Annotated in this window: 31 protein-coding genes; 21 read left to right on the top strand and 10 right to left on the bottom strand. The window is 32.8% G+C overall.

The genetic code is table 11. From position 1 onward, the window contains the following. Positions 1–38: 38 nt before the first annotated feature. From folE2 to BDW25_RS08385, 3 genes are read right to left on the bottom strand one after another with little or no spacing between them, the layout of a single operon-like run. Positions 39–917, bottom strand: coding sequence for a GTP cyclohydrolase FolE2 (gene folE2 / locus BDW25_RS08395; RefSeq protein ID WP_065581176.1), 879 nt, complete (start codon positions 915–917; stop codon positions 39–41). A 27-nt stretch (positions 918–944) separates the two neighbouring features. Continuing rightward, positions 945–1,610 (bottom strand): bacillithiol biosynthesis deacetylase BshB2, encoded by a 666-nt coding sequence (gene bshB2, locus BDW25_RS08390; protein WP_002455710.1) that lies wholly within the window; start codon positions 1,608–1,610, stop codon positions 945–947. Between the two features lie 13 nt (positions 1,611–1,623). Continuing rightward, the gene (locus BDW25_RS08385) at positions 1,624–1,986 is read right to left on the bottom strand and encodes a YojF family protein (protein WP_002488035.1); all 363 of its coding nucleotides are present in this window, start codon (positions 1,984–1,986) and stop codon (positions 1,624–1,626) included. Positions 1,987–2,171: 185 nt separating this feature from the next. Here BDW25_RS08385 and hxlA point away from each other — a divergent pair, with 185 nt between their 5' ends. From hxlA to BDW25_RS08355, 6 genes are all read left to right on the top strand, one after another. After that, positions 2,172–2,804: a 3-hexulose-6-phosphate synthase gene (hxlA, locus tag BDW25_RS08380; protein WP_002455709.1), complete on the top strand. Its 633-nt coding sequence runs from the start codon at positions 2,172–2,174 to the stop codon at positions 2,802–2,804. 1 nt (position 2,805) lies between these two features. Then, entirely contained in the window at positions 2,806–3,354 is a 549-nt protein-coding gene (gene hxlB, locus BDW25_RS08375; RefSeq protein WP_133945397.1) for a 6-phospho-3-hexuloisomerase, read from the top strand. Positions 3,355–3,473: 119 nt separating this feature from the next. Then, a complete protein-coding gene (locus BDW25_RS08370; RefSeq protein ID WP_133945395.1) occupies positions 3,474–4,856 on the top strand; it encodes an AMP-binding protein in 1,383 nt (460 codons plus the stop codon). Then, complete coding sequence (locus BDW25_RS08365; RefSeq protein WP_133945405.1) at positions 4,856–6,001, top strand: thiolase family protein; 1,146 nt, start codon at positions 4,856–4,858, stop codon at positions 5,999–6,001. Before BDW25_RS08370 ends, BDW25_RS08365 begins: the two co-directional genes overlap by 1 nt. Beyond that, the gene (locus tag BDW25_RS08360) at positions 5,970–6,350 is read left to right on the top strand and encodes a protein VraC (RefSeq protein ID WP_133945393.1); all 381 of its coding nucleotides are present in this window, start codon (positions 5,970–5,972) and stop codon (positions 6,348–6,350) included. The genes BDW25_RS08365 and BDW25_RS08360 overlap by 32 nt, the downstream gene beginning before the upstream one ends. Then, complete coding sequence (locus BDW25_RS08355; RefSeq protein ID WP_119633239.1) at positions 6,340–6,618, top strand: hypothetical protein; 279 nt, start codon at positions 6,340–6,342, stop codon at positions 6,616–6,618. The genes BDW25_RS08360 and BDW25_RS08355 overlap by 11 nt, the downstream gene beginning before the upstream one ends. A gap of 267 nt (positions 6,619–6,885) precedes the next feature. On the opposite strand, the gene vraX is transcribed toward BDW25_RS08355, so the two are convergent. Both vraX and thiD read right to left on the bottom strand, forming a co-directional pair. Continuing rightward, on the bottom strand, positions 6,886–7,074 hold the full coding sequence (gene vraX, locus BDW25_RS08350) for a C1q-binding complement inhibitor VraX (RefSeq protein WP_037554510.1): 189 nt from the start codon (positions 7,072–7,074) through the stop codon (positions 6,886–6,888). Positions 7,075–7,473: 399 nt separating this feature from the next. After that, complete coding sequence (gene thiD / locus BDW25_RS08345; protein WP_133945391.1) at positions 7,474–8,304, bottom strand: bifunctional hydroxymethylpyrimidine kinase/phosphomethylpyrimidine kinase; 831 nt, start codon at positions 8,302–8,304, stop codon at positions 7,474–7,476. A gap of 141 nt (positions 8,305–8,445) precedes the next feature. Between thiD and BDW25_RS08340 the strand changes: the two genes are divergently transcribed. From BDW25_RS08340 to BDW25_RS08325, 4 genes are all read left to right on the top strand, one after another. Then, entirely contained in the window at positions 8,446–9,105 is a 660-nt protein-coding gene (locus BDW25_RS08340) for a uracil-DNA glycosylase (RefSeq protein ID WP_002448873.1), read from the top strand. Next, positions 9,106–9,456, top strand: a complete 351-nt coding sequence (locus tag BDW25_RS08335) for a DUF5327 family protein (RefSeq protein WP_133945389.1) — start codon at positions 9,106–9,108, stop codon at positions 9,454–9,456. Between the two features lie 33 nt (positions 9,457–9,489). Further along, positions 9,490–9,858, top strand: coding sequence for a DUF423 domain-containing protein (locus BDW25_RS08330; protein ID WP_133945403.1), 369 nt, complete (start codon positions 9,490–9,492; stop codon positions 9,856–9,858). 70 nt (positions 9,859–9,928) lie between these two features. Then, on the top strand, positions 9,929–11,398 hold the full coding sequence (locus BDW25_RS08325) for an APC family permease (RefSeq protein ID WP_133945387.1): 1,470 nt from the start codon (positions 9,929–9,931) through the stop codon (positions 11,396–11,398). Positions 11,399–11,454: 56 nt separating this feature from the next. Here BDW25_RS08325 and BDW25_RS08320 read toward each other — a convergent pair whose 3' ends face one another. The 3 genes from BDW25_RS08320 to hemQ all read right to left on the bottom strand — a co-directional run bounded on the left by BDW25_RS08320 (position 11,455) and on the right by hemQ (position 13,877). Beyond that, the gene (locus BDW25_RS08320; RefSeq protein ID WP_002448879.1) at positions 11,455–11,907 is read right to left on the bottom strand and encodes a threonine/serine exporter family protein; all 453 of its coding nucleotides are present in this window, start codon (positions 11,905–11,907) and stop codon (positions 11,455–11,457) included. Positions 11,908–11,919: 12 nt separating this feature from the next. Beyond that, positions 11,920–12,687, bottom strand: coding sequence for a threonine/serine exporter family protein (locus tag BDW25_RS08315; protein ID WP_002455698.1), 768 nt, complete (start codon positions 12,685–12,687; stop codon positions 11,920–11,922). 440 nt (positions 12,688–13,127) lie between these two features. Next, positions 13,128–13,877, bottom strand: a complete 750-nt coding sequence (gene hemQ / locus BDW25_RS08310; protein WP_002455697.1) for a hydrogen peroxide-dependent heme synthase — start codon at positions 13,875–13,877, stop codon at positions 13,128–13,130. A 170-nt stretch (positions 13,878–14,047) separates the two neighbouring features. Here hemQ and pta point away from each other — a divergent pair, with 170 nt between their 5' ends. The 6 genes from pta (at position 14,048) to BDW25_RS08280 (ending at position 19,803) form a co-directional block, all read left to right on the top strand. Then, positions 14,048–15,037, top strand: a complete 990-nt coding sequence (gene pta, locus BDW25_RS08305; protein WP_002488580.1) for a phosphate acetyltransferase — start codon at positions 14,048–14,050, stop codon at positions 15,035–15,037. Next, positions 15,037–15,873 (top strand): lipoate--protein ligase family protein, encoded by an 837-nt coding sequence (locus BDW25_RS08300; protein ID WP_002455695.1) that lies wholly within the window; start codon positions 15,037–15,039, stop codon positions 15,871–15,873. Before pta ends, BDW25_RS08300 begins: the two co-directional genes overlap by 1 nt. Positions 15,874–16,285: 412 nt before the next feature. Beyond that, positions 16,286–17,209, top strand: a complete 924-nt coding sequence (gene mvk / locus BDW25_RS08295) for a mevalonate kinase (protein ID WP_002455694.1) — start codon at positions 16,286–16,288, stop codon at positions 17,207–17,209. A 4-nt stretch (positions 17,210–17,213) separates the two neighbouring features. After that, positions 17,214–18,197 carry a diphosphomevalonate decarboxylase gene (mvaD, locus tag BDW25_RS08290; RefSeq protein ID WP_133945385.1) on the top strand — a complete coding sequence of 328 codons (984 nt, stop codon included), beginning with the start codon at positions 17,214–17,216 and terminating at the stop codon, positions 18,195–18,197. 12 nt (positions 18,198–18,209) lie between these two features. Next, complete coding sequence (locus tag BDW25_RS08285; protein WP_133945383.1) at positions 18,210–19,286, top strand: phosphomevalonate kinase; 1,077 nt, start codon at positions 18,210–18,212, stop codon at positions 19,284–19,286. Between the two features lie 175 nt (positions 19,287–19,461). Further along, positions 19,462–19,803 carry a YuzB family protein gene (locus BDW25_RS08280; protein ID WP_002455691.1) on the top strand — a complete coding sequence of 114 codons (342 nt, stop codon included), beginning with the start codon at positions 19,462–19,464 and terminating at the stop codon, positions 19,801–19,803. A 67-nt stretch (positions 19,804–19,870) separates the two neighbouring features. On the opposite strand, the gene merA is transcribed toward BDW25_RS08280, so the two are convergent. Next, the gene (merA, locus tag BDW25_RS08275; protein WP_133945381.1) at positions 19,871–21,193 is read right to left on the bottom strand and encodes a hypothiocyanous acid reductase MerA; all 1,323 of its coding nucleotides are present in this window, start codon (positions 21,191–21,193) and stop codon (positions 19,871–19,873) included. Continuing rightward, entirely contained in the window at positions 21,180–21,620 is a 441-nt protein-coding gene (gene hypR / locus BDW25_RS08270; RefSeq protein ID WP_037554505.1) for a redox-sensitive transcriptional regulator HypR, read from the bottom strand. Before hypR ends, merA begins: the two co-directional genes overlap by 14 nt. A gap of 155 nt (positions 21,621–21,775) precedes the next feature. On the opposite strand from hypR, the gene BDW25_RS08265 reads away from it, so the two are divergent. From BDW25_RS08265 to BDW25_RS08245, 5 genes are all read left to right on the top strand, one after another. Continuing rightward, on the top strand, positions 21,776–22,711 hold the full coding sequence (locus BDW25_RS08265) for an aldo/keto reductase (protein ID WP_133945379.1): 936 nt from the start codon (positions 21,776–21,778) through the stop codon (positions 22,709–22,711). 148 nt (positions 22,712–22,859) lie between these two features. Further along, positions 22,860–23,396 (top strand): flavodoxin family protein, encoded by a 537-nt coding sequence (locus BDW25_RS08260; protein ID WP_133945377.1) that lies wholly within the window; start codon positions 22,860–22,862, stop codon positions 23,394–23,396. A gap of 94 nt (positions 23,397–23,490) precedes the next feature. Then, entirely contained in the window at positions 23,491–23,967 is a 477-nt protein-coding gene (locus BDW25_RS08255) for a GNAT family N-acetyltransferase (RefSeq protein WP_049418558.1), read from the top strand. Between the two features lie 57 nt (positions 23,968–24,024). Further along, positions 24,025–25,329, top strand: coding sequence for an HD domain-containing protein (locus tag BDW25_RS08250; protein ID WP_208318183.1), 1,305 nt, complete (start codon positions 24,025–24,027; stop codon positions 25,327–25,329). A 72-nt stretch (positions 25,330–25,401) separates the two neighbouring features. After that, a complete protein-coding gene (locus tag BDW25_RS08245) occupies positions 25,402–25,908 on the top strand; it encodes a YwhD family protein (RefSeq protein WP_070671529.1) in 507 nt (168 codons plus the stop codon). The last annotated feature ends 33 nt before the right edge of the window (positions 25,909–25,941 follow it).

Raw genomic sequence — 25,941 nt, 5'->3', positions numbered from 1 at the left:
CCTCGATTGTAACTTGTTTTCATTTATAAATTCTAATGTTATTTTCTATATTTTAGTCTTGCGAAAGCATCATGTTGGTGAATGGATTCTTCGTTTCGACATTCAATGTCAAAGCCATCAATCCAGTCAAAATCTACTAAATCTGCGGCAATTAAACGAATTAAATCTTCAACGAAACGTGGATTTTCATATGCACGTTCTGTTACGCGTTTTTCATCAGGACGTTTTAAAATTGGATAAAGAATAGAGCTTGCATTTGCTTCCATTGCATCTAAAATCTTTTCTTTGTAATCATCTATCATTTCAGAATGTTTATCTAAATACACTTTTACTGTTACAACACCCCGTTGATTATGAGCAGAGTATTCGCTAATTTCTTTAGAGCAAGGACAAAGTGTCGTTACAGTAGCCGTGATGGTAAGTTCTTTACGCGTTACTTGATCTTTATGAATTGCTAAACCGTAAGTAACATCAGCATGACCCACTGCTTTGATATGAGTTACAGGACTATAACGATCAAAGAACCATTTACCTGAAACGTCTACTCCCGCAGCATTCTGTTTCATATTGTCTTGTAATGTACGTAATACTTGATATAGTGTATCGAAATCCAGTTCTAAACCATTATTATAATGTTTCTCAACACTTTCTAAGATACGACTCATGTTAATACCTTTTTCATCTTTATTTAAACTTGTTGAGAAACTAAATGTACCTGCTGTTTGAAATTGATCAATTTTAACAGGATATACTAAATTTTTAATACCCACTTCTTCAATTTCAAATAAGAAGTTTTTATGTGTACTTTGTAAATCAGTCATTTCATTTTTAGTTGTAGGTTTTGTACCTTTGATAGGGTCTACTGAACCAAAATGTTTCCAGCGACCTTCTCGAGTAGATAAATCAAATTCAGTCATTCGTTTATTGTACCTCCTCTAATGATTTTAATTATCGAAATGATACGTCCAATAAGGTTCGACTTCTAGAAAACTTTGTGTTTCTCCACCAACTTCAGGGCTTGCTAATTGTTTTAAGAAAGGACCTGTTTGAGATTTATGAGCTTCAAACGCTTTTAATTTAATCTCTTTATATTGACTAATGTCATTTAATATATCAGGTTCACCTAAAATCTCCGGTGCATCATTACTGAATGCTACGAGTTGAAGTCTTGGACGCTCTTCTTTAGGCATACGTCCTACTGTTCTTACGACAGCTTCAGCTGTTGCTTCATGGTCTGGATGTACAGCAAATTTTGGATAAAATGAAATAATCACTGATGGATTTGTCTCCTCAATCAATGTTTTTACCATATCATCCATTTGCTCATGTGGCTCAAATTCTACTGTTTTATCTCTTAAACCCATTTTACGTAAATCAGTAATACCAATCACTTTCATAGCATCTTCTAATTCTTTTTCGCGAATATAAGGTAGTGACTCTCTTGTCGCAAAAGGGGGATTGCCTAAATTACGTCCCATTTGTCCTAATGTGAGACAGGCATAAGTGACAGGCACCCCGTTTTCAATATAACTTGCGATTGTCCCAGCAGATGAGAAGGTTTCATCATCGGGATGTGGAAATATCATTAGTACATGTCTTTCATCTTTCATGAATCTTCCTCCTCTATACTGTAAATGGCTGTTCACTGATTTCAATTGTCGCAGCCAACTGTCCTTCGTAATTAAATCCAGCTATTAAAAATTCATTATTATCATTGATTTCATAGTGAGTCAGGCCTTGCACATATACCCAACCTCCATCACGAAGTTTCAACCCAACACGAAATGGATCTTTATCTCCGCCCTTTAGTTGCGCATGTTCATATGTGACTTGTATATTTCGTAAAAACGTACCTGCATTAAACACACGTTGATCAAAATGATTAGCATATGCACCATTCGTCGTTTCAACATGCAAATAGACAGGTTTGTTTTCAAATGTAGTTAACAATCGTTGTACTTCTTCAGCTTTAATGGGTTCCAACACGTTCACTCCTTACAACCATACAATGTGTGTATCTATCTATTTTACTAAAAAGAACTACCGAATTGTACACCTATGCTCAATTTATTTATAAATGAAAGAAAATAATTTGAAGTGATTTAAAGGTTTAAAAATATTTAACATGGGTATGTATACTACTACGACTATGATATGAAAGGATGTTTGTAATGGAATTACAATTAGCAATCGATTTATTAAATAAAGAAGAAGCAGCAAAATTAGCTAAAAAAGTTGAAGAATATGTGGATATCGTAGAAATTGGTACACCTATCGTTATTAATGAAGGATTACCAGCTGTTCAACATTTAAACGAAAATATTAATAATGCTAAAGTGTTAGCTGATTTAAAAATTATGGATGCAGCAGACTATGAAGTAAGCCAAGCTATTAAATTTGGTGCAGATGTTGTGACTATCTTAGGTGTTGCAGAAGATGCTTCAATTAAAGGTGCGGTTGAAGAAGCACACAAACATGGTAAACAATTGTTAGTTGATATGATTGCTGTACAAGATTTAGAAAAACGTGCGAAAGAATTAGATGAAATGGGCGCTGATTATATCGCTGTTCATACTGGTTATGATTTACAAGCTGAAGGACAATCTCCATTAGAAAGCTTACGTACAGTTAAATCAGTCATTAAAAATTCTAAAGTAGCCGTAGCTGGTGGTATTAAACCTGAAACAATTAAAGAAATTGTAGCAGAAGAACCTGATTTAGTTATTGTTGGTGGCGGTATTGCTAATGCAGATGATCCTGTAGAAGCAGCTAAACAATGTCGTGAAGCGATTGAAGGTAAATAAAATGCCAACTTTTAACAATTATCATTTAATTCTTGAAGAAATAGATAACACGTTATCACATCTAGAGGATAATGATTATGGACGTTTTGCAAATGAAGTGGTTGGCGCATCTCGTATCTTTACAGCTGGTAAAGGTCGCTCTGGATATGTTGCTAATAGCTTTGCAATGCGTTTGAATCAACTAGGAAAAGATGCATCTGCAATAGGTGAAGCAACAACGCCATCTATTAAAGAGCATCATTTATTAATTATTATTTCCGGTTCTGGATCAACAGAGCACCTAAGATTATTAGCTGAAAAGGCACATTCAGTTGGTGCTCAAATTGCTTTAATAACAACTAAAAAAGAATCTAAAATTGGCGATGTCGCTGATACAGTGATTGCTTTACCTGCAGGAACGAAACATGAAGCAGAAGGCTCTGAACAGCCGTTAGGTAGTCTATTTGAACAATCTTCACTCATCTTTTTAGATAGTGTCGTGATTGGATTAATGGATGCCTTTAATATTAATGAAGAAGCAATGCAAGACAATCATGCTAATTTAGAATAAAAATCATCACTCAAATATATTATCGTTCAGATGAATATATTTGAGTGATTTTTTTATGTGTTATTTTTCATATAATGTTAATATAATAATTAATCTAGTTAACATTTAGAGAGGGTCATATGTTAGAAATGCTAAATAAATTAAATCACTATTCAATAGAACAACCAGATATGATTGCGCTATCGTTCGAAGAAGATGTATTGACATATCAACAACTTTATACAGAAATACAGCAATTAAAATCAGTCTTCATGCATTTACCGAAAGGGTCCCGAGTAGGATTGTTAAGTAAAAGTCCTTTACATAATATGTTGAATTATTTTGCAATATTAGAGCAAGGAAGTATTCCTTGTTTTCTAGATGATCAATGGTCTGAAGTAACAATTCATCAACTGATTGAAACGTATCATATTGACTATCTTGTTGATGAACAACATAGACTGATAAAGACAAAGTATTCTGAAACATATCCTACATATTTACATGAGCAGTCACAAGTCCATCAACTATTACATATTGGTTTTACATCTGGGACAACAGGGTTACCTAAAGCATATTATCGAAATGAACCATCTTGGCTTGCGTCATACAAAGAAAATGAAAAGCTACTTCGTCATAAAGAAAACATACTTGTAGCACCGGGACCACTTGCACATTCATTGTCTTTATACACTTGTATTTATGCGTTATATACAGGGAGAACATTTATTGGACAAACCCGTTTTAATGCGACTAAGCTCGTTAGCAAAATGAAACAACAAACAACAAATAGTGCATTATTTCTTGTTCCAACAATGCTACATGCAATAACAAAAATAAATCACGATCACCTACATTTAACGACTATTTTAAGTAGTGGGGCGAAACTCTCTTCTTCGTTGTTTAAGCGTATAGCCGAAACATTTCAGCATGCTAATATTATTGAATTTTTTGGAACGTCAGAAGCAAGTTTTATTAGTTATAACATTAACCGTGAAGCTTCTATTGATTCAGTGGGATACATATTTCAAAATGTAACGATTGGTTTAGAGGAAAAAGACAAGAATCATATAGGGTTATTAAATGTAAAAAGTAATATGATATTCTCTGGGTATGTAAATCAATCTGTCGTATTGCCTGAAACATGGATTAAAACAGGTGATTACGCTTATATTAAAGATAATCAATTATATTTAGTGAGTCGTCAAAATGAACGATTAATTATTGGAGGTAAAAATGTTTATCCTCAAATTATTGAACAAATGATAAAAAATATTGATGGAGTAGAAGAAGCAATTGTTATAGGAGAACCGCATCCACGTTTTGGTGAAATAGCTGTTTTACTATATACAGGATCGATAGAACTTGAGTACCAAACTGTGAGACAACATATTATGAAAGTTCTATCACGATATGATGTACCTTCCAAATTTATAAAAGTAGACAGTATGCAATATACCCAAAGTGGCAAAGTTGCTCGAAATAAAATGCGTACTGCCTATGTAAAAGGAGACTTTAAATGATGAACCAACCGGTCATTATATGGGCGAAGCGTATACCTTTTGGCAAATATGGTGGGAAATTGAAACATTTAGAACCTGAAACATTACTCATGCCCTTATTTGAAGAAATGAATTCAACTTTTCCTAAAATAATACCTGATATAGATGATGTAGTGATTGGAAATATCGTAGGTAATGGTGGAAATATTGCCCGTAAAGCCTTATTAGAAGCAGGTCTAGCTGAGAGTATTCCAGGTGTTACAATGGACCGTCAATGTGGGTCAGGGTTAGAAAGTATTATATATGCATGTCGAATGGTTCAAGCGGGTGCAGGTCACATTTATATAGCTGGAGGAGTAGAAAGCACGAGTCGTGCTCCTTGGAAGATTAAACGGCCTCAATCAGTGTATGATACACAATTACCAGAATTTTATGAGCGTGCCTCTTTTGCACCAGAAGATCAAGATCCAAGTATGATAGAAGCAGCTGAAAATGTTGCGCAATATTATCATATTACGCGTAAACAACAAGATACCTTTGCGATACGTAGTCATCATCTAACACATCAATATTATGAGAATGGAAGTATAAGTAATGAAATTGTACCTTTAAACATCAAAGGTCATTTATTTGATAAAGATGAAAGTATTAAGCCAACACTTACTGAACAACGATTAAATCGATTACGTCCTTTACTAGCTAACGGAACAGTAACGGTTGGAAATAGTTGTATGAAAAATGACGGCGCTGCGCTTGCACTCGTTATGAATCAAGAAACGGCATTACAATACGGAATATCAGAGGGAATGATGTTTACAGATGCTGTGACAATAGGCGTCAATCCGAAACGACTAGGTATTGGACCAGTGCCTGCCGTAACAGAATTACTTAAAAAACAAAATTTAAAAATAAGTGACATTGATACAATAGAACTTAATGAGGCATTTAGTTCACAAGTTTTAGCTTCAATTCAAGAGTTAAAATTAAATATTAATCAAGTCAATCAGTGGGGTGGAGCCATTGCGTCTGGTCATCCTTATAGCGCAAGTGGCGTAGCATTAATCACTAGGTTATTAAATATGACACATTGGAAGCGGGGAGTTGCTACGATGGGGATTGGAGGAGGAATGGGAAATGCTATACTTTTCGAACGATGGGGCTTATGAGAAAATAGAAATAGATTTTAATGAGCAAGAAGTAAGAGAGTATTGCGAAGTAGTTGAAAGAACGTATAAAGGCGTAGTGCCTCCACTCATGTGTGCAAACGTCTGGCCAAAATTTAAGTTGTTTCAAAAGTTTGAACAAGAACATATTCTTCTTGTAAGAACAATATGTGAAGAATTTGAACCATTAAAATGTAGGCTAAAATATGAGGCGTACTTAACACATAAAAGTACGAAAAAGTTTAAAACATATATCCAATATATCTACGATTTAAAAATATATAAAGATAATAGACAATGTATATTTATTAGGCAAACATTTATAAAAAAGGAGGTAAATGATGAGGTTTAGTCATGATAAAGTGAGTCATTACCTTCGCCTTGTTAATGATACAAATGAGCTTCATTCAACCATTGTCCCTGGTCAACTGGTAGTAGATTGTGTATTAGCGTATTTTCAAATAGAGTGGACACAAATTCACGTTAAGTATAGAAAGACTATAGATATAGATGAAGAAGTTACCTTAAAAAAAGTGAGTCATAATGAAATAAGCGTCTTTGGTTTAAATGGTGAAGAAAAAATAGTTATTACTAAAAAAAGTAATCATACTGATTTATAATTATTTATTTAACCGTTGATAACCCACCATAGGTGTTAAAAAAGAAACAATATTATAAAAATATAGCGTTAATGTTAGTATAACTTAAAGTTTCTCTCTAAGTTTCCAAAAGGGGACATTTTTGGCTAACATTAACGCTATTTTATTAGGGTGAGCTTTTGAATCATTAATGACTTTTTAAGGTTTTGAGTATTAGGGGCGTCTTAACTTTAAAAAAAGAATTTGAAATATTCGTCTGTTTTCGTATTCAATTACGAAAAACACTTTTTAATTTTTGAAATGTGATGAATAACTTAATTTCATGTTATCAACGTCACTTTCTAGTAGAGAGAGCAATTTATAGATGTCATTTTTACTAAACGTTTCATCGAATTTTACCGTAATCGTCTTGAAGGTCTTTGTAATGATTTCGTATATTGGGATACCGTTTTCTATATTTTGCTTGTAGATAATCATGTTGTTAATTCCTCCTTTGTCTCTCTACACTTAATATAGTAATGGATTTTATGATAAAAAACATGAGTCTATGGTACTAACTTTTACTGCAACGAACTTTGTAGAGCATACTACGACTAAATACCTAGAAGATAATGAAGATATAAGAAAAGCTTTTAATCCTAGTGTGACCAAACTATCATACACAAGATTAAAAGCTTTAGAAGTGCTTATATTTCTTTAAAAATGCAGTACAGACAGTAGCTGATTGAATTGAAAGTACGCTGATTAGCTTCTTTCAACTCTAATGCTGGGGCACCAACAAAGAGACTTTCAAAATGAAAGTCAACGATCAACGCGAGTTGGGGCGTCGGGGAAGGACAATGAAATCTAATTAAGGATTACAAAAGACTAGTCTCTTTAAACTTCTTTGACGTCGACGTCGATGTGTTCTACGCGGTTGTATGCGCCGTGATCAACTGGGCCTACAAAGTCGTTCATTTTCCAACCATTTTTAATTGCTGATGCCACAAATGCTTTAGCGCTAATAACAGCTTCTTTAGGTGATTTACCATTTGCCAAGTAAGCTGTTGTAGCTGCTGCAAATGTACAACCTGCACCGTGGTTATAACTTTGTTGGAACATATCAGTTGTTAATTGATAATATGTTTGACCATCATAATATAAGTCGTAAGATTTATCTTGATCTAATGCTTTACCACCTTTAATAATAATATGTTGAGCACCTTGATCACAAATGATTTTTGCAGCTTTTTTCATATCTTCAATTGACGTTAATTTACCTAATCCAGATAATTGACCAGCTTCAAATAAATTAGGTGTGACGACTGTTGCTTTAGGTAATAAGTATTTAATCATTGCATCTGTATTTCCTGGGTTAAGTACTTCATCTTCCCCTTTACATACCATAACTGGGTCTACTACGAAATATTTTGCACCTGATTGTTCAAATGCTTCGCCAGCACGTTTAATGATTTCTTCAGTTCCAAGCATACCTGTTTTAACAGCATCTGGACCGATTGAAATGACTGTTTCTAATTGTTTTTCGAATAAATCCATTGGAAGTGGCGTCACATCGTGGGACCAAGTTTCTTTGTCCATTGTTACAACAGCTGTTAAAGCCACCATACCGTAAGTGTTTAGTTCTTGAAATGTTTTAAGGTCGGCTTGCATACCTGCTCCAGCGCTTGTATCCGAACCGGCAATTGTTAATACTTTTTTTAATGCCATGTATTATCACTCCTGTCAATTATTTACATCTTTATTTATCATATCATGTAACTCAACTATTGTTCTAGCATGAAGATAGTAAGGCGATTTATATCACGTTTCAGAGGGGTCCTATGTTAAAATAGAAATGAGGTGAAAACGATGGAATGGTCAGACATTTTTCATGACATTACAACAAAACATGATTTTAAAGCAATGCATGATTTTTTAGAAAAAGAATATACGACACAAATCGTCTATCCAGATAGAGAAAATATTTATCAAGCTTTTGATTTAACACCATTTGAAGATATTAAAGTTGTTATTTTGGGTCAAGATCCATATCATGGACCTAACCAAGCACATGGGTTAGCATTTTCAGTTCAACCCAATGCTAAATTTCCACCATCTTTAAGAAATATGTATCAAGAATTAGAAGATGATATTGGTTGTCATAGAACTTCTCCACATCTACAGGACTGGGCGCGTGAAGGTGTTCTGTTATTAAATACTGTATTAACTGTACGTAAAGGTGAAGCGCATTCCCATAAGAACATTGGATGGGAACTCTTTACAGATGAAGTTATTAAGGCTATTTCAGATTATCGCGAAGATGTTGTCTTTATCTTATGGGGAAAACCTGCGCAGCAAAAGATAAAATTAATTGATACAGCAAAGCATCATATCATTAAATCTGTTCATCCAAGTCCATTATCTGCTTATCGAGGTTTCTTTGGGTCTAAACCTTACTCTCGTACAAATGATTATTTAAAATCTAAAGGTAAAACACCCATACAATGGTGCGAAAGTGGGGAATCTTAATTGAACAAAGAACAATTAATTCAACTTATAGAACACGAATTAGTGCAAGCAGATGAAGCTCAAGATGAACAGCAGTTTGAAAAGCATATGTATGCGATTCATACCTTAACATCTCTTTATTCCGATGTTTCGAAACGACCTTCTAAAAAATCAACACATGATTTTACTAATAGTGTAACTTCTGAATCTTCGTTTTCAAATAAGTCTTCAAATCATTCAGCGATTACTGCTGCAGAAATTGAAGCGATGGGTGGTAAAGTTCCACAAAAAATGAAGCATCAAACTAAATCGTCTAATATGATGGTGACGGATGATGAAATTGGAAATGGTGAATCAATATTTGATTTTTAATTAAAAATAAGTTAGGAGAACTAAAACATTATGATGAAAGTATTTATAATTTTAGGTGCATTGTGTACGATGATGTCTGTTGGTACGGGTGCTTTTGGTGCACATGGACTTGAAGGAAAACTCTCTGATAAATATATGTCAGTATGGGAAAAAGCAGTGAATTATCAAATGTATCATGGTCTAGGATTAATTCTGATTGGCATCATTAGTGGTACAACTTCTATTAATGTGAATTGGGCAGGATGGCTTCTGTTCTTTGGTATTGTTCTATTTAGTGGCTCATTATATATTCTTGCATTGACTCAAATTCGTATTTTAGGAGCGATTACACCATTAGGGGGCGTACTCTTTATTGTGGGATGGTTAATGTTAATTATTGCAACATTTAAATTTGCAGGATAATTATATTTTATATTTTGGTTAGTAAACTCACCTTTTAGGGTATGTTAAGTACTCGAGGTGAGTTTATTTTATGAATGATAAAAATCGAGAGATAGATAGAGGAGATTTAAAGCAAAACCTCTCTGAAAAATTTGTTTGGGCGATTGCTTATGGCTCGTGTATCGGATGGGGAGCATTCATACTGCCCGGTGATTGGATTAAACAATCAGGTTCGATTGCTTCGGCAATTGGTATTGTTATTGGTGCTTTATTGATGATATTAATTGCTGTAAGTTATGGTGCATTAGTCGAACGTTTTCCTGTGTCAGGCGGTGCATTCGCGTTTAGTTATTTAAGCTTTGGAAGATATGTGAGTTTCTTTTCATCGTGGTTCTTAACATTCGGTTATGTTTGTGTAGTAGCGTTAAATGCGACAGCATTTAGTTTATTAATTAAGTTTTTACTGCCAAACATTTTGAATAGTGGAAGATTATATACGATTGCTGGATGGGATGTTTACATAACAGAAATAGTTATTGCTACGGTATTATTACTAGTATTTATGTTTATTGCAATTCGTGGTGCAAGTGTTTCTGGTACACTCCAATATTATTTTTGTGTAGCAATGGTCATTGTTGTTGTACTTATGTTTATAGGTTCATTTTTCGGAAATAACTTTTCGTTAAGCAACTTACAACCTTTAGCAAGTAAAGAGCTTGGATGGTTTAATTCCATTATTATGATTGTAGCTATTGCACCATGGGCTTATGTGGGATTTGATAATATTCCACAAACAGCAGAAGAGTTTAATTTTTCGCCAAACAAAACGTTCAAATTGATTGTATACAGTTTATTAGCGGCATCTTTAACTTATGTCATTATGATTTTATACACAGGATGGTTGGGTACGAATAATGCGAACTTTAATGGAAATTTATGGTTAACAGGCGCTGAAACACAAACTGCTTTTGGTTATATTGGCTTAGGAATATTAGCGATTGCTATTATTATGGGGATTTTTACTGGATTAAACGGATTCTTAATGAGTTCAAGTCGATTACTATTCTCAATGGGACGTGCTGGTATCATGCCTAAAGCGTTTAGTAAATTACATCCAAAATATAAAACACCCTATGTAGCCATTATCTTTTTAGTAGCTATTACTTTAATTGCGCCATGGTTAGGACGTACCGCATTGACATGGATTGTTGATATGTCTTCAACAGGTGTATCGATTGCTTATTTTATTACTTGTTTATCTGCTGCTAAGCTATTTAGTTACAATAAACAAAGTAACACGTATGGTCCTCTTTATAAGACCTTTGCTATTTTAGGTTCTATTGTTTCATTTATCTTTTTACTTTTATTATTAGTCCCAGGATCACCAGCTTCACTTTCAATGCCTTCATATATTGCATTGGGTAGTTGGTTAGTGATTGGTCTTATTTTCTTTGTAGTTCGATACCCTAAATTAAAAAATATGAATAATGACGAATTAAGTCGTCTGATTTTAAATCAATCTGAACGAGAAGTTAAAGAAATGATAAAAGATAAAAAATAATATACGTAAACGCGAGAGATGAGGGTGAATTACCAACAATCTCTCGCGTTTTATTGTTATATACGTTTACGTCGTCGAGCGAAACCAGAAACGATGATTTTTGAAATTTGGTCTGCGAATAATAATCCTAATGCAATCGCACCAGCGATAAGTGTGACTTCGAGCATTGTGTTGATTGCTTTACCAAATTGTAATAAGACTAGATTTTTAGTTGCATCAAAGGCAAGTCCACCAGGAACTAATGGAATAATACCAGTAACCATGAAAATGATTGCAGGTTCACGTTTTTTACGAGCCATGTAATGACTGATTAAACCCAATGTAAAGCTACCGAAGAAACTTGAATAAATCGTATGTATATTCAAACCTTGGTAGAATAAAATATATACCATCCATCCACAAGCTCCAACAAAACCACACGATAAATACAGCTTTCTAGGAGCGTCAAAGATGACACAGAAAAAGAGAGAAGCTGTATAACTAAATATAAAATTAAATAACCAAAACATTTATGCGTACTCCTAAACTAATATTAATATCGAACCTACACCGGCACCAATACCAAATGCGGTGACAAGTGCTTCTAAAGACTTAGTGGTAAACATCATCATATGACCGCCAAATAAATCTTGTATAGCATTCGTAATCAGTACTCCAGGTACAATAGGCATGACTGCAGCAATAATAATAGTAGCTAAATCACCACTTGGCGCTAACCAATGACCGAATACTGCGATAATACCAATAACTAAGGATCCGACGAATTCTGGAATAAATTGTGCGTGTAATCGGCGATCCAGAATTTCAACAACCAGATACCCAATACTACCTGCAAGTAGAGCAGTAATCACATCGATAAATTGGCCACCTTGCAAATATAGGAAACTAATTGCAATAATGGCAGCAGCAATCCCTTTAAATGTTAAGCTACTATCTCGTTTTGCAATATATATTTTTTCTAATCGCTCTTTTGCATCTTCTAAAGAGATATCCCCTTTTGTGATTAATCGTGATATTTCATTTGCTTGTGAAATTTTAATGAGATTAGTATCACGGGAATTAATTCTAAATATTCGTGGGTAAGATTCGTTATGTAAAGTAAATTGAATGACTGTATTTGTAACGAAACTATTGCTTTCAGGATATCCTAGTTTTCGAGCAATACGGGTCATTGTATCTTCTACACGTGTTCCTTCCGCACCAGATTCAAGTAATATACGTCCAGCCATCATGACGACGTCTTTGATTAAAGTTTCATCTATATGTTCTTGCTTATTTATATTTTCCATTTCATCACCATTCGTTAAGATGTAATCATTATTATAGTAGAAGTACATGAAAATAACTACCTTACATTATAAAACTTAACAATCATAATATGATGAACATTCATATTTATATCTCAATAGTAGGTAAATATATTTTAATGAAAATAAAATTTAATGTAAAAAAACAATTGATTTATAACAATAATGTTTCAGAACATTACAATTCGGTTAAATAATAATAGTTAATAAATCAAAATTGTGCTGGGTAGCGACAGCACTTTTGCGATTTGTTAATGTTCAGAGTAGTAATGAAGTTCTCCCAAACCATACTACTTGAAGTACACTTTTTTAAAAGTGTACTTTATCTCGGAAACTAATTACCTTATATAAATATATTAATTTATTGAAAAAATGGAGCAAAGACTAGCATAGTAAACGCCAGTCTTTGCTCCATTTATATATTAAATTGCAAAAAATTGATCGAAATGATCAGTAGTTAAAATATGGCCGATATAGAAACTACCAAAGTCGCCATAGCGAGCAGTCGTTTCATCAAAACGCATTTCATAAACAATTTTCTTGAATTGTAGAACATCATCTGAGAATAATGTGACGCCCCATTCAAAATCATCAAAACCTACTGAACCAGTAATAAATTGTTTAATTTTACCAGCGAATTTGCGTCCAATCATACCATGGTTATACATTAGTTTTTTACGGTCTTCCATTGGTAACATATACCAGTTATATGTTTCATTACGACGTTTATCCATTGGATAGAAACAAATATATTCTGTTCTAGGCAATTCTGGATATAATCTTGCTTTAATATGTGGATTTTCATAAGGATCTTCGTCTGATTTACCAGCTAAATAGTTACCTAACTCAATCACAGATACATATGAATAAGTTTGAATGAAGAAATCAGCAATTCTTAATTTATTTAATTCATTTTCAATTTCATTCAATTCTTTCATTTCTGGACGTAAATACCATAATAAAATATCTGCTTTTTGACCTGTAATATTATATAAAGCATAATCTCCAGCTTGTTTTTCTCTGGCAGTGGCTTTATTTTCGATAAATACTTTAAATTCATTAATCATTGCTTCGCGCTCATCTTCTGGCACCAATCTAAAAGTTGCCCAATCGACAGCGTAAAATAAATGAAGGCTATACCAACCATCTAATGTTTCAGCTGCTTCACTCATATCTATCGCTCCTTTAAATATATTTTTTATCAATACAGATTAAATTTTATCATAAAGAGAATTGTCACACATACTTAAAAGTTTACAAATTAATGAAATAGAAATATTAAAAGAAATAAAGTATAATTAAGGTGAACATACTATTATTTTAAAAATTTGAGGAGGGCATTATGTCTAGTTTATTAGATGTATTACAAGAAAAACTTTCAGGAAAAAACGTTAGAATTGTATTACCGGAAGGTGAAGATGAAAGAGTATTAACAGCGGCTACAAAGTTACAAGCAACTGACTATGTTACACCTTTAGTATTAGGTAATGAAGAAAAAGTAAATACTTTAGCTCAAGATAAAGGATTAGATATCTCTAATATTCAAATTATCGATCCTTCTAAAAGTGATTTGAAACCTGAATTAGTCAAATCTTTCGTAGAACGTCGTAAAGGTAAAGCTACTGAAGAACAAGCTCAAGAATTATTAAACAATGTTAACTATTTCGGAACAATGTTAGTATACGCTGGTCATGCTGATGGATTAGTAAGTGGTGCTGCACATTCAACTGGAGATACTGTCCGTCCTGCCTTACAAATTATTAAAACAAAACCTGGCGTATCTAGAACATCTGGTATCTTCTTTATGATTAAAGAAGATAAACAATATATATTTGGTGATTGTGCTATCAATCCAACATTAGAATCTTCTGATTTAGCAGAAATTGCCGTAGAAAGTGCAAAATCAGCAAAAAGTTTTGGTATGGACCCACGTGTTGCTATGTTAAGTTTCTCAACTAAAGGTTCAGCTAAATCAGATGATGTAGAAAAAGTCGCTAACGCAGTAAAATTAGCACAAGAAAAAGTGGAATCTGAAGGTTTAGATAATGTAGTGGTTGATGGAGAATTTCAATTTGATGCTGCGATTGTACCTGCAGTTGCAGAGAAAAAAGCACCTGGAGCAAAAATTCAAGGTGACGCAAATGTATTTGTATTCCCAAGTTTAGAAGCAGGTAATATTGGCTACAAAATTGCACAACGTTTAGGTGGATTTGAAGCGATTGGTCCAGTTTTACAAGGTCTTAATTCACCTGTAAATGATTTATCTCGTGGTTGCTCTACTGAAGACGTTTATAACTTATCAATTATTACTGCTGCTCAAACATTACAATAATGGATTTAGCGAGTAAGTATTTTAATGACATTCATTGGCGCTATATAGACCATTCTTCAGGTTTAGCGCCAATGCAGTCATTTGCGTTTGATGACACGTTTTCAGAAAGTGTAGGAAAAGATATATCTTGTAACGTTGTAAGAACATGGATTCACCAACACACTGTCATTTTAGGTATACATGATTCACGTTTGCCATTTTTAAAAGACGGTATTCAATACTTAACTGACGAGATCGGTTATAATGCAATCGTTAGAAATTCTGGTGGTCTTGGGGTTGTATTAGACCAAGGTGTTTTAAATATTTCGCTTATTTTTAAAGGACAAACTGAGACAACAATTGATGAAGCATTCACAGTGATGTATTTACTTATCTGTAAAATGTTCGAAAATGAAAATGTAGATATAGATACTAAAGAAATAGAGCATTCATATTGTCCTGGAAGATTTGATCTAAGTATTGATGGAAAAAAATTTGCTGGTATTTCACAACGACGTGTACGTGGAGGTATTGCAGTTCAAATTTATTTATGTGTTGAAGGCTCTGGTGAAGAAAGAGCTGAAATGATGCATGAATTTTATCAACGTGCCTTGAAAGGTGAAGTTACGAAATTTAAATATCCGGATATTAAACCAGAATGTATGGCATCTTTGGAAACATTACTTCATCGGGACATTAAAGTTCAAGATGTGATGTTCCAATTACTTTATGCGATTAAAGACTTAGGTGGCCAGCTAAATATGAATCCAATTACAGAGGATGAGTGGCAACGTTATGAAGGATATTTCGATAAAATGATTGAACGTAATGAGAAAATGAATCGTTCCTTAGATTAAAATAAGATAAAAGGGAGTAAGAAAAATTCTAAGTGAATTTTAGCTTACTCCCTTTTTAACATGCAATAATACAATTAAAGTATATATTTACCTTCAAAAATATAAAAATTGCTACATTCTTATTATTTTTTATAGTAATATAGATGAGGTGGATTCATTTAAGAACGATAATTTAACCATAATTATGTTGATTATAACATTTTTTAGGATATAAATATTTCAAAGTTTTGAACTATTTTTGACAAAGTTTTATACTATTTATTGATGTATTAACACAAATCCAAGATTTGAAGTAAATGAGTATAAACATATGTGTGACATGACATGTACAAATGTATAAATACGTTCAATTTTAAAACAACATCAATGAATGTTGAAATTATTTTAGAAAGAATATTAAAGGTGAGATATCATGGTACGACGTGGCTATGGGGAATCTAACGGAAAAATTATATTGATTGGTGAGCATGCTGTAACTTTTGGCCAGCCAGCAATCGCTATTCCATTTACTTCAGGAAAAGTAAAAGTGCTTATTGAAAGCTTAGAAAAAGGTAATTATTCAGCAATTCAGAGTGATGTTTATGATGGTCCTTTATACGATGCACCTGATCATTTAAAATCACTTATTACACATTTTGTAGAAAACAAACATGTTGAAGAGCCATTGTTGATTAAAATTCAAGCTAATTTACCACCTTCTCGAGGTTTAGGTTCAAGTGCAGCAGTAGCAGTAGCTTTTATAAGAGCAAGTTATGATTATTTAGAATTACCGCTATCTGATAAAGAATTACTAGAAAATGCAGACTGGGCTGAACGCATTGCTCATGGTAAACCAAGTGGTATTGATACAAAAACGATTGTAACGAATCAACCCGTTTGGTATCAAAAAGGAGAAGTTGAAATTTTAAAGTCCCTTGATTTAGATGGCTATATGGTTGTTATTGATACAGGAGTTAAAGGCTCTACAAAACAAGCAGTTGAAGATGTACATCGTTTATGTGATAACGATGAGTCATATATGAATGTCATTGAACATATTGGCTCTCTTGTTTATTTAGCTAGTGATGCAATTAACCATCATAGCTTTGATCAGCTTGCTAATATATTTAATCAATGTCAAGACGATTTAAGAACATTAACAGTCAGTCATGATAAAATCGAAACATTACTCGAAATTGGAAGACAACATGGTGCAGTAGCTGGTAAATTAACTGGTGGTGGACGAGGAGGTAGCATGTTAATTCTAACTAAAGAAGAAGTGACTGCTAAAACTATTGTTGCAGCAGCCGAAAAAGCTGGAGCGCAACATACTTGGATTGAAAAGTTAGGAGGATAAATCTTTGAAAAAAAGTGGTAAAGCACGCGCCCATACGAATATTGCTCTAATAAAATATTGGGGAAAAGCAGATGAAAATCTAATTATTCCTATGAATAATAGTTTATCAGTGACATTAGAGCGTTTCTATACAGAAACACATGTAACGTTTGATGACTCATTAACAGAAGATCAACTTATTTTAAATAAAGAAGCTGTTAATGCTAAAGAAAGTGCTAAAATTCAACGTTATATGGATATGATTCGAAAAGAAGCTGGTATTTCAACGTATGCACTAATAGAAAGTGATAATTTTGTGCCTACTGCTGCTGGTTTAGCTTCTTCAGCTAGTGCATATGCAGCTTTAGCTGGTGCTTGCAATGAAGCGCTTGATTTAAACCTATCAGATAAAGATTTATCTCGCCTTGCTCGTCGTGGTTCTGGATCAGCATCAAGAAGTATTTATGGTGGTTTTGCTGAATGGGAAAAAGGTTATGATGATAAAACGTCTTACGCCCATCAAATTGAGTCAGATGGCTTCGAGAATGACTTAGCTATGATTTTTGTAGTTATTAACAATAAATCAAAGAAAGTATCAAGTCGTTCAGGTATGTCTTTAACTCGTGATACCTCACGTTTTTATCAATACTGGTTAGATCATGTAGAGGAAGATTTAAAAGTCACAAAACAAGCGATTGCCCAAAAAGATTTTAAACGAATGGGTGAAGTGATTGAGGCAAACGGTTTGAGAATGCACGCAACAAATTTAGGTGCACAGCCACCATTTACATATCTTGTGCCGGAAAGCTACGAAGCTATGAGAATTGTACATGAATGTAGAGAAGCAGGATTATCTTGTTATTTTACTATGGATGCAGGACCAAATGTAAAAGTTCTAATAGAAAAGAAACATCAACAAGCGATTGTGAATCAATTTTTAGAAGTATTTAATAAAGATCAAATTATAACAAGTGATATTACACATGCAGGAGTCGAAATAATTAAGTAGGGAAGAGATATAATGATTCAGGCAAAAGCGCCAGGAAAACTGTATATAGCGGGCGAATATGCTGTAACCGAGCCGGGATATAAATCAGTGTTAATTGCAGTAGATCGTTTTGTCACGGCTGCTATTGAAGCTTCAAATGAAATTACAGGTACGATTCATTCTAAAACATTACACTATGAACCTGTCACATTTAATCGTAATGAAGATAAAATAGAAATATCAGATGTACATGCAGCCAATCAACTCAAATATGTAGTCACTGCTATTGAAGTGTTTGAGCAGTATGCGAAAAGTTGTAATATAAAATTAAAACATTTTCATCTTACTATTGATAGTAATCTTGCAGATGCATCAGGACAAAAGTATGGTTTAGGTTCTAGTGCTGCAGTTTTAGTATCTGTGATTAAGGTTCTAAATGAATTTTATGAAATGGAGTTATCCAATCTTTATATTTATAAGCTCGCGGTTATTTCAAATATGAGATTACAAAGTTTAAGTTCATGCGGAGATATTGCTGTTAGTGTTTATAGTGGATGGCTTGCCTATAGTACGTTTGATCACGAATGGGTAAAACAACAAATGAAAGAAACCTCTGTAGAAGAAGTATTAGAAAAAAACTGGCCTGGTCTTCATATAGAACCTTTACAAGCGCCTGAAAATATGGAAGTCCTCATAGGATGGACCGGTTCTCCTGCTTCGTCGCCTCACTTAGTAAGTGAAGTCAAGCGTTTGAAATCTGATCCTATTTTTTATGGTAAGTTTCTTGAACAATCAAATACGTGTGTTGAAAATTTAATCTATGCTTTTAAAACGAATAATATAAAAGGTGTACAAAAAATGATTCGTCAAAATCGTAGTATTATTCAGCAAATGGATAAAGAGGCTACGGTTGATATTGAAACAAAAAAATTAAAATTATTATGTGATATTGGTGAACGTTTTGGCGGGGCAGCAAAAACTTCTGGCGCTGGTGGAGGAGATTGTGGTATTACAATTATCGATAATAAAGTTGATAAGCCCTCTATTTATGAAGTATGGGAAAAAGAAGGCATTAAACCTTTGAGATTTAAAATATATCATGGACAATAAGACTACTATTATGATGAAGCGAGACATTTTATTAAGAAATATATGTCTTGCTTTTTATTTATAGCAAATCTTTTTTAGTGCTTGAATTTTTAATTAAAAAGAGTAAAATAATTAGAGTTGTAATACATGAATGGAAGTAAATATGAGTGAAAATAATGTAAAGGTGGGTAGCGAAGTGAAGAATAAATTTTTGATTTGTGACGAATGTCAGGCAGTTAACTTAAAATCATTAAAGAAAAAATTAGAAAAATTAGATCCTGATGCTGAAATTGAAATAGGCTGTCAGTCATACTGTGGTCCAGGTCGTCGTAAGACATTTGCTTTTGTTAATAATCGCCCACTTGCTGCATTGACTGAAGATGAACTTATGGAAAAAGTCACTGCACAATTAAAAAAACCACGTGATCCTGAAGAAGAAGAACGTTTGAGAAAACGTAATGAAGAACGTAAGCGTCGTAAAGAAGAACAAGATAGAAAATTAAAAGAAAAATTAGCAAAGCGTAAAGCAAGTAAATAATCTATATCGATGATAAAGAAGCTCGTAAACTCATTAAAAATTGGGTTTACGAGCTTTTTTTTTTTAATTAAATATTAAATAAGTCATTAAATGATTCAGCTATTGTTGGATGAGTATAAATATTATCGCGTAATACTTGATAAGGAATATGTTGATCGATAGCAAGTTTAATTAAATTAATAATTTCTTCAGAACCTTTACCATATAAAGTAGCACCTAATATTTCATTATTATCTTTATTGATTACAACTTTGAAAAGACCGCGACCATCGTTATTAATTTTGTGTTTTGGTAAAGTATTAATAAATAAAGTGTTTTCAACGTAATTATAATTTAATTTTTGTGCTTCTGAAGCGGTCATACCGACACGAGAAAGCGGTGGGTCGATAAATACTGTATAAGGGATCATACCACGATTTTCAGTGTGTCGTGAACGATCACCGAATAATTCAGATTTCAAGATTCTAAAGTCATCTAAAGAAATATAAGTGAATTGTAATCCACCTTTTACATCTCCGGCAGCATAAATATGTGATACAGAGGTTTGTAGATGGTTGTTTACTTTTATTTCTCCGTGAGTGCCTAACTCAATATCTGTATTGTCTAAAGCTAAATCTGTATTTGGTACACGTCCTGTAGCAAGTAAGATTGCATCACCAGTAAAGTTTCCTTGTGAAGTTTCAACCGTTGTCAAATCACCTTCATTTTTTAATGCTTTTGTTTCAACATTAGTAATTAAACGTACGCCTTTATCTTTAAAATCATTAATTATGTGTGTGACTATTTCTTGATCTTCTCTAGCCATAAATTGTTTATTATATTCTAATACAGTTACGTTTGTACCAAAGCTTTGAAACATTGAGGCAAATTCTAATGCAATATATCCTCCACCAATAATTACTAATTCTTTAGGTTGATAAGAAATATTTAATAGTCCTTTTGAATCATATACATTTTGTGCTAAGTCTATACCTTTAATATTAGGAATATTAGATTTTGCACCTGTATTAATTAAAATTTTATCTGCTGTCAGTGTTTGAACTAACTTACCTTTTTCATCAATTAATTCTACTTCTGTATTAGATTTAAATTGTGCTTTAAAGTTTAACACGGTAATATTTTCATCATTTTCTAAGTTTAAATAGTTTTTTTGATTTAATGCTTTGACTACTTCTTTTTTTCTTGAAAAGGCAGTTGAAAAATCGACATGTTTAATACCATCATTAACAAGCACTTTAGAGGGAATACAGCCATGATTTATGCATGTGCCGCCATAGCTTTCTTTAAACTGTTCAATTAAAGCAACCTGTTCTCCTTGTGATGATGCATATTTGGCAAGTGTTTTTCCGGCTTTACCAAAACCAATAACGATTAAATTATAATGTGTCATATGTTGTATCCTCCTGAAGTGTATCATTAATTACATCATTAATAGTGAGGGTATCATAAAAATTTAAAATAACACGATGTTCTTTTTGATTATAGTGTGACATGGTCTTTGCTATGTTTCTTGATATTTCACAATCGCTCTGCTCATGACCTGTGAAAATACGCTGTTGGCTGTCTTTTTCGAGCACAAATATACGATATAGTACTGATAGCTTAATGCTAGCAGTTGAATGATTTGCACTATATCCACCATTTTTACCACGGGAAGTCTTAATAAACTGATATTGATTTAAAACAGTAGTCACTCTACGTAATTGAACTGGATTGAGGCAGGTTAATTTTGCTAAAGTTTGACTACTGAATTGTTGGTTGTCGTGTTTTACTAAAAAACTAAGTACGTGAACGGCAATGTTAAATTCTAAATTCAAATGATTCACCTCCTAAGTGTAACTTTATTAGTTACATTTAAATATAAAATAAAGAATATGTCAAATTTAATGTTTTAAACACTATTGAATGAATTTATCATCACTAATCGGGTAAACTATAAACAGAAACTATAGTTTAAGGAGTTGTGAATATCATGGCAGAATTTGTACAATTAGGAAAATCTGATGTTCATGTATTTCCAGTTGCATTAGGCGCAAATGCAGTCGGAGGACATAATTTATATCCCAATTTAGATGAAGAGCAAGGGAAAGATGTCGTTAGAAAAGCTATTGATAATGGTATTACTTTAATTGATACTGCGTTTATTTATGGACCTAAACGCTCAGAAGAACTTGTAGGAGAAGTTGTAAAGGAATATCCTCGTGAAAAAGTTCAAATTGCAACTAAAGGTTCACATGTTATTAAAGATAATGGCGATGTTGTTCAAAATAACCAACCTGATTATTTAAAACAACAAGTTGAAGAGAGCTTAGAACGCTTGCAAGTGGATTATATTGACTTGTATTACATTCATTTTCCTGATGAGGATACACCAAAAGATGAAGCTGTGGCAGCATTACAAGAACTTAAAAAAGAAGGAAAAATTAAAGCAATAGGTGTTTCAAACTTTACGTTAGATCAACTTAAAGAGGCGAATAAAGACGGATATGTGGATGTTGTTCAATTAGAATATAATTTACTACATCGTGAAAATGAAGAAGTAATGAAATACGCAGCTGAAAATGATATTACGTTTGTACCATACTTCCCATTAGCTTCTGGTATTTTAGCTGGTAAGTATGAAGAAAATCAAACTTTTGATGATCATCGTGCAACTCGTCGTGATTTCCAACCAGAAGTGTTCAATGATAACGTACGTCGAGTAAAAGAATTATCAAGTATTGCTGAAACTCATAATACAAGTATTGCTAATATTGTATTAGCATTCTATTTAACACGTCCATCACTTGATGTTGTTATTCCTGGTGCGAAACGTGCTGATCAAGTTGTAGAAAACATTGAAGCAGCAAATATTGAACTGACTGAAGAAGAAATTAAGAAAATAGATAATTTATTCCCAATTGAATAAAGTATTTTAAATAAAAGTAATAATGACTCCTACACCGTTTATATAGGTGTAGGAGTTTTTATTATAAATAAAAGTAAAAAGATGGGGTACATAATAAGTAAATAGAAAAAACACATTAATAATATAAACTAAAAAAGAGGTAAGATATATGATTACTGTATTATTTGGTGGAAGTCGTCCACAAGGAAATACTGCTCAATTAACACAATATGCTCTAGAAGAAAAACAATATAATTGGATTGATTTAACACAATATCATTTTAAACCTGTAAGAGATTATAGACATGAACCAAAGCAAATTGAGTCATACATAGATGATTATCAATTGATTATTGACCAAGTGCTTGAAAGTGATACAGTTATTTTTGCATCACCTGTGTATTGGTATAGTGTGTCAGCATCTTTAAAGGCATTTATCGATCATTGGTCAGAATCATTAATCGATCCTAAATATCAGGATTTTAAAACTAAAATGTCTAACATTGATTTTAGATTAATCTTAGTTGGGGGAGATTGTCCGAAAGTAAAAGCGAAACCTTGCATTAAACAATTAGAATATAGTTTAGATTTTCTTGGAGCAAAACTAAATGGTTATATTATTGGTACAGCAGAAAGACCTGGAGATGTTATGAAAGATGTATATGCTCTAGAAAGAGCACAGGAATGGAATGCAGTACTGTCTTAATAAGATGCATCTTAAAGTTGAGTGAAAGCGTTTATTAATATACTATGATATAATTTTGTTATTAAATTATAATGAAATGTCAGGAGAATGAAGCATGTATACAATTAGAAAAGCGACAACTAATGACGTTATAGCAATAAGAGATGTAGCTACAAAAGCTTGGTATAATACCTATTTAAATATTTATGCAGTATCAACAATCAATGAATTATTAGCAGCTTCGTATAATGAACACCATTTAAAAAAGCGATTAGAAGATCAACTTTTTTTAGTTGTTGAAGAAAATAATGAAATTGTAGGATTTGCTAACTTTATCTATGGTAAAGAATTGTACTTAGCTGCCCATTATGTTCATCCAGGTGTACAACATAAAGGTTATGGCACAAGTTTACTTGAAAAAGGATTACAAGAATTTGAAAATGAATATGATACGGTCTTTTTAGAAGTGGATAATAAGAACAAAGAAGCTATTCATTATTATCAACATCATGGTTTCGAAATAATTCGTTCATATCAACCAGAAATGTATGGTGAACAATTAGATTTAGCGTTAATGAAGAAAGTATTATAAGAATTAATTAACTTAAATTCATATTACTACTGATGAAAGCAAGTATGAAAGAGGAGGATGAATTTGACACAATCATCTTATGTAACTAAAAAATTAGCTGAAGAAAAAGTATTTAAAGATCCAATTCATAAGTATGTTCATGTTAAAGATCAACTGATATGGGATTTAATTAAAACTAAAGAATTTCAGCGCTTGCGTCGTATTAAGCAATTAGGTACATTATACCTTGCCTTTCATACTGCAGAACACAGTCGTTTTGGACACTCTTTAGGAGTCTATGAAATTGTAAGACGTATGATTGATGAATCATTTGTTGGGCGTGAAGCATGGAATAATAAAGATCGCCCCCTTGCTTTATGTGCAGCTTTATTACATGATTTGGGTCATGGGCCGTTCTCACATAGTTTTGAGAAGATATTTAATACGGATCACGAAGCGTTTACCCAAGAAATTATTACTGGAAATACTGAGGTTAACGAAGTATTAAGTAAAGTGTCTGAGACCTTTCCTCAGGAAGTAGCCGATGTTATTAATAAAACGCATAAAAATAAATTAGTCATTTCCATGATTTCATCTCAAATTGATGCTGATCGTATGGACTATTTGCAACGTGATGCTTATTTCACCGGTGTATCTTATGGTACATTTGATATGGAGCGTATACTTCGATTAATGAGACCATCAAAAGATGAAGTACTTATTAAAGAAAGTGGTATGCATGCTGTAGAAAATTTTATTATGAGTCGTTACCAAATGTATTGGCAAATCTATTTTCATCCCGTAAGTCGTGGTGGAGAAGTACTATTAAATAATTGTCTTAAGCGAGTCAAACAGCTTTATAAGGAAGACTATCAATTTAAAATGTATCCAAAAGAATTTATTCCATTTTTTGAAGGTACGATTACAATTGATCAGTATGTAGAATTAGATGAAGTAACGGTATTATTTTATTTAAAGAAATGGATACATGAAGAAGATGAGATTTTAAGTGATTTAGCGCGTCGATTTATTAATCGTGATCTCTTTAAGTATATTCCATTTGATGGTTCGATTATTACAATTACTGAATTACAGGATTTATTTATTGAAGGTGGCATTGACCCGGAATATTATTTTGTTAGTGAAGCTTTTTCGGATTTACCATATGATTATGATCGACCTGGTTCTAATCGACAACCTATCCATTTGTTACGACGAAATGGTAGTATTAAAGAAATTAGTAGCCAATCGTTAGTCATTTCAAGCATTACTGGGATTAATCGAGAAGACTATAAACTATACTATCCTAAAGAAATGATTCTTAATATTAAAGATTCGGAAGTGAAAGGTTCAATTATTAATTTATTGAATGAATTAAATTAAATATTTGATGATAATATACGCTATTATTTAATAGCGAGTGTGAAAAGGTAAAGAAGTATTGGAGGAATCATCGTGGCAGAAAATAAAGGGTTTAAATTTAATATTATAAAAAATGATCCTCTAGATGGTCATAAAGGTACAAATATAGGAGCGATTAGTTTAGATAATATTGCACCTGTATTTATCGATGTTGCAAATAAAGAAGCATTTGTTGATATTGGCGGTATGCATGCACGTGCGGAAGTAGAAAAAGGCGTAAAGTGGATTACTGATAAAGAATCAGTGGAAGGTCCAGAGGCTAAGGAATATTGGTTATGTTGGGTGACTACTGAACGTGGTGAAAATGGTCCTTATTACGCGGGCGTCACTGCATGTTATTTACTTGTAAATAAAAGTATTCGTCGAGGTTATAAGAGTATGCCAGAACATGTCAATATGATGGATAAGTCTATGAAACATCAAGTTATTATTGATCAAATTGGTGAAGAAAATAAAAAAGTATTAAAAGATTTTTTAATATCCCATAATGAAACGATGTGGAATAACTCAAACGAGGCGTTATTTAAGGCATTTGATTAGAAAAAACTCGAGACACTCAGCAGTGCATATTCA

The organism is Staphylococcus sp. AtDRG32, assembly GCF_004365845.1.
GTDB lineage: Bacteria > Bacillota > Bacilli > Staphylococcales > Staphylococcaceae > Staphylococcus > Staphylococcus hominis.
This window is presented reverse-complemented; position numbering and strand designations above follow the sequence as displayed.

Excerpts from the sequence above, each read along its gene's own strand:
- folE2 (WP_065581176.1), bottom strand. The coding sequence starts at position 917 with ATGACTGAATTTGATTTATCTACTCGAGAAGGTCGCTGGAAACATTTT.
- bshB2 (WP_002455710.1), bottom strand. The coding sequence starts at position 1,610 with ATGAAAGATGAAAGACATGTACTAATGATATTTCCACATCCCGATGAT.
- hxlA (WP_002455709.1), top strand. The coding sequence starts at position 2,172 with ATGGAATTACAATTAGCAATCGATTTATTAAATAAAGAAGAAGCAGCA.
- hxlB (WP_133945397.1), top strand. The coding sequence starts at position 2,806 with ATGCCAACTTTTAACAATTATCATTTAATTCTTGAAGAAATAGATAAC.
- BDW25_RS08370 (WP_133945395.1), top strand. The coding sequence starts at position 3,474 with ATGTTAGAAATGCTAAATAAATTAAATCACTATTCAATAGAACAACCA.
- BDW25_RS08365 (WP_133945405.1), top strand. The coding sequence starts at position 4,856 with ATGAACCAACCGGTCATTATATGGGCGAAGCGTATACCTTTTGGCAAA.
- BDW25_RS08360 (WP_133945393.1), top strand. The coding sequence starts at position 5,970 with ATGCTATACTTTTCGAACGATGGGGCTTATGAGAAAATAGAAATAGAT.
- BDW25_RS08355 (WP_119633239.1), top strand. The coding sequence starts at position 6,340 with ATGAGGTTTAGTCATGATAAAGTGAGTCATTACCTTCGCCTTGTTAAT.
- vraX (WP_037554510.1), bottom strand. The coding sequence starts at position 7,074 with ATGATTATCTACAAGCAAAATATAGAAAACGGTATCCCAATATACGAA.
- thiD (WP_133945391.1), bottom strand. The coding sequence starts at position 8,304 with ATGGCATTAAAAAAAGTATTAACAATTGCCGGTTCGGATACAAGCGCT.
- BDW25_RS08340 (WP_002448873.1), top strand. The coding sequence starts at position 8,446 with ATGGAATGGTCAGACATTTTTCATGACATTACAACAAAACATGATTTT.
- BDW25_RS08330 (WP_133945403.1), top strand. The coding sequence starts at position 9,490 with ATGAAAGTATTTATAATTTTAGGTGCATTGTGTACGATGATGTCTGTT.
- BDW25_RS08325 (WP_133945387.1), top strand. The coding sequence starts at position 9,929 with ATGAATGATAAAAATCGAGAGATAGATAGAGGAGATTTAAAGCAAAAC.
- BDW25_RS08320 (WP_002448879.1), bottom strand. The coding sequence starts at position 11,907 with ATGTTTTGGTTATTTAATTTTATATTTAGTTATACAGCTTCTCTCTTT.
- BDW25_RS08315 (WP_002455698.1), bottom strand. The coding sequence starts at position 12,687 with ATGGAAAATATAAATAAGCAAGAACATATAGATGAAACTTTAATCAAA.
- hemQ (WP_002455697.1), bottom strand. The coding sequence starts at position 13,877 with ATGAGTGAAGCAGCTGAAACATTAGATGGTTGGTATAGCCTTCATTTA.
- pta (WP_002488580.1), top strand. The coding sequence starts at position 14,048 with ATGTCTAGTTTATTAGATGTATTACAAGAAAAACTTTCAGGAAAAAAC.
- BDW25_RS08300 (WP_002455695.1), top strand. The coding sequence starts at position 15,037 with ATGGATTTAGCGAGTAAGTATTTTAATGACATTCATTGGCGCTATATA.
- mvk (WP_002455694.1), top strand. The coding sequence starts at position 16,286 with ATGGTACGACGTGGCTATGGGGAATCTAACGGAAAAATTATATTGATT.
- BDW25_RS08285 (WP_133945383.1), top strand. The coding sequence starts at position 18,210 with ATGATTCAGGCAAAAGCGCCAGGAAAACTGTATATAGCGGGCGAATAT.
- merA (WP_133945381.1), bottom strand. The coding sequence starts at position 21,193 with ATGACACATTATAATTTAATCGTTATTGGTTTTGGTAAAGCCGGAAAA.
- BDW25_RS08265 (WP_133945379.1), top strand. The coding sequence starts at position 21,776 with ATGGCAGAATTTGTACAATTAGGAAAATCTGATGTTCATGTATTTCCA.
- BDW25_RS08260 (WP_133945377.1), top strand. The coding sequence starts at position 22,860 with ATGATTACTGTATTATTTGGTGGAAGTCGTCCACAAGGAAATACTGCT.
- BDW25_RS08255 (WP_049418558.1), top strand. The coding sequence starts at position 23,491 with ATGTATACAATTAGAAAAGCGACAACTAATGACGTTATAGCAATAAGA.
- BDW25_RS08250 (WP_208318183.1), top strand. The coding sequence starts at position 24,025 with ATGAATTTGACACAATCATCTTATGTAACTAAAAAATTAGCTGAAGAA.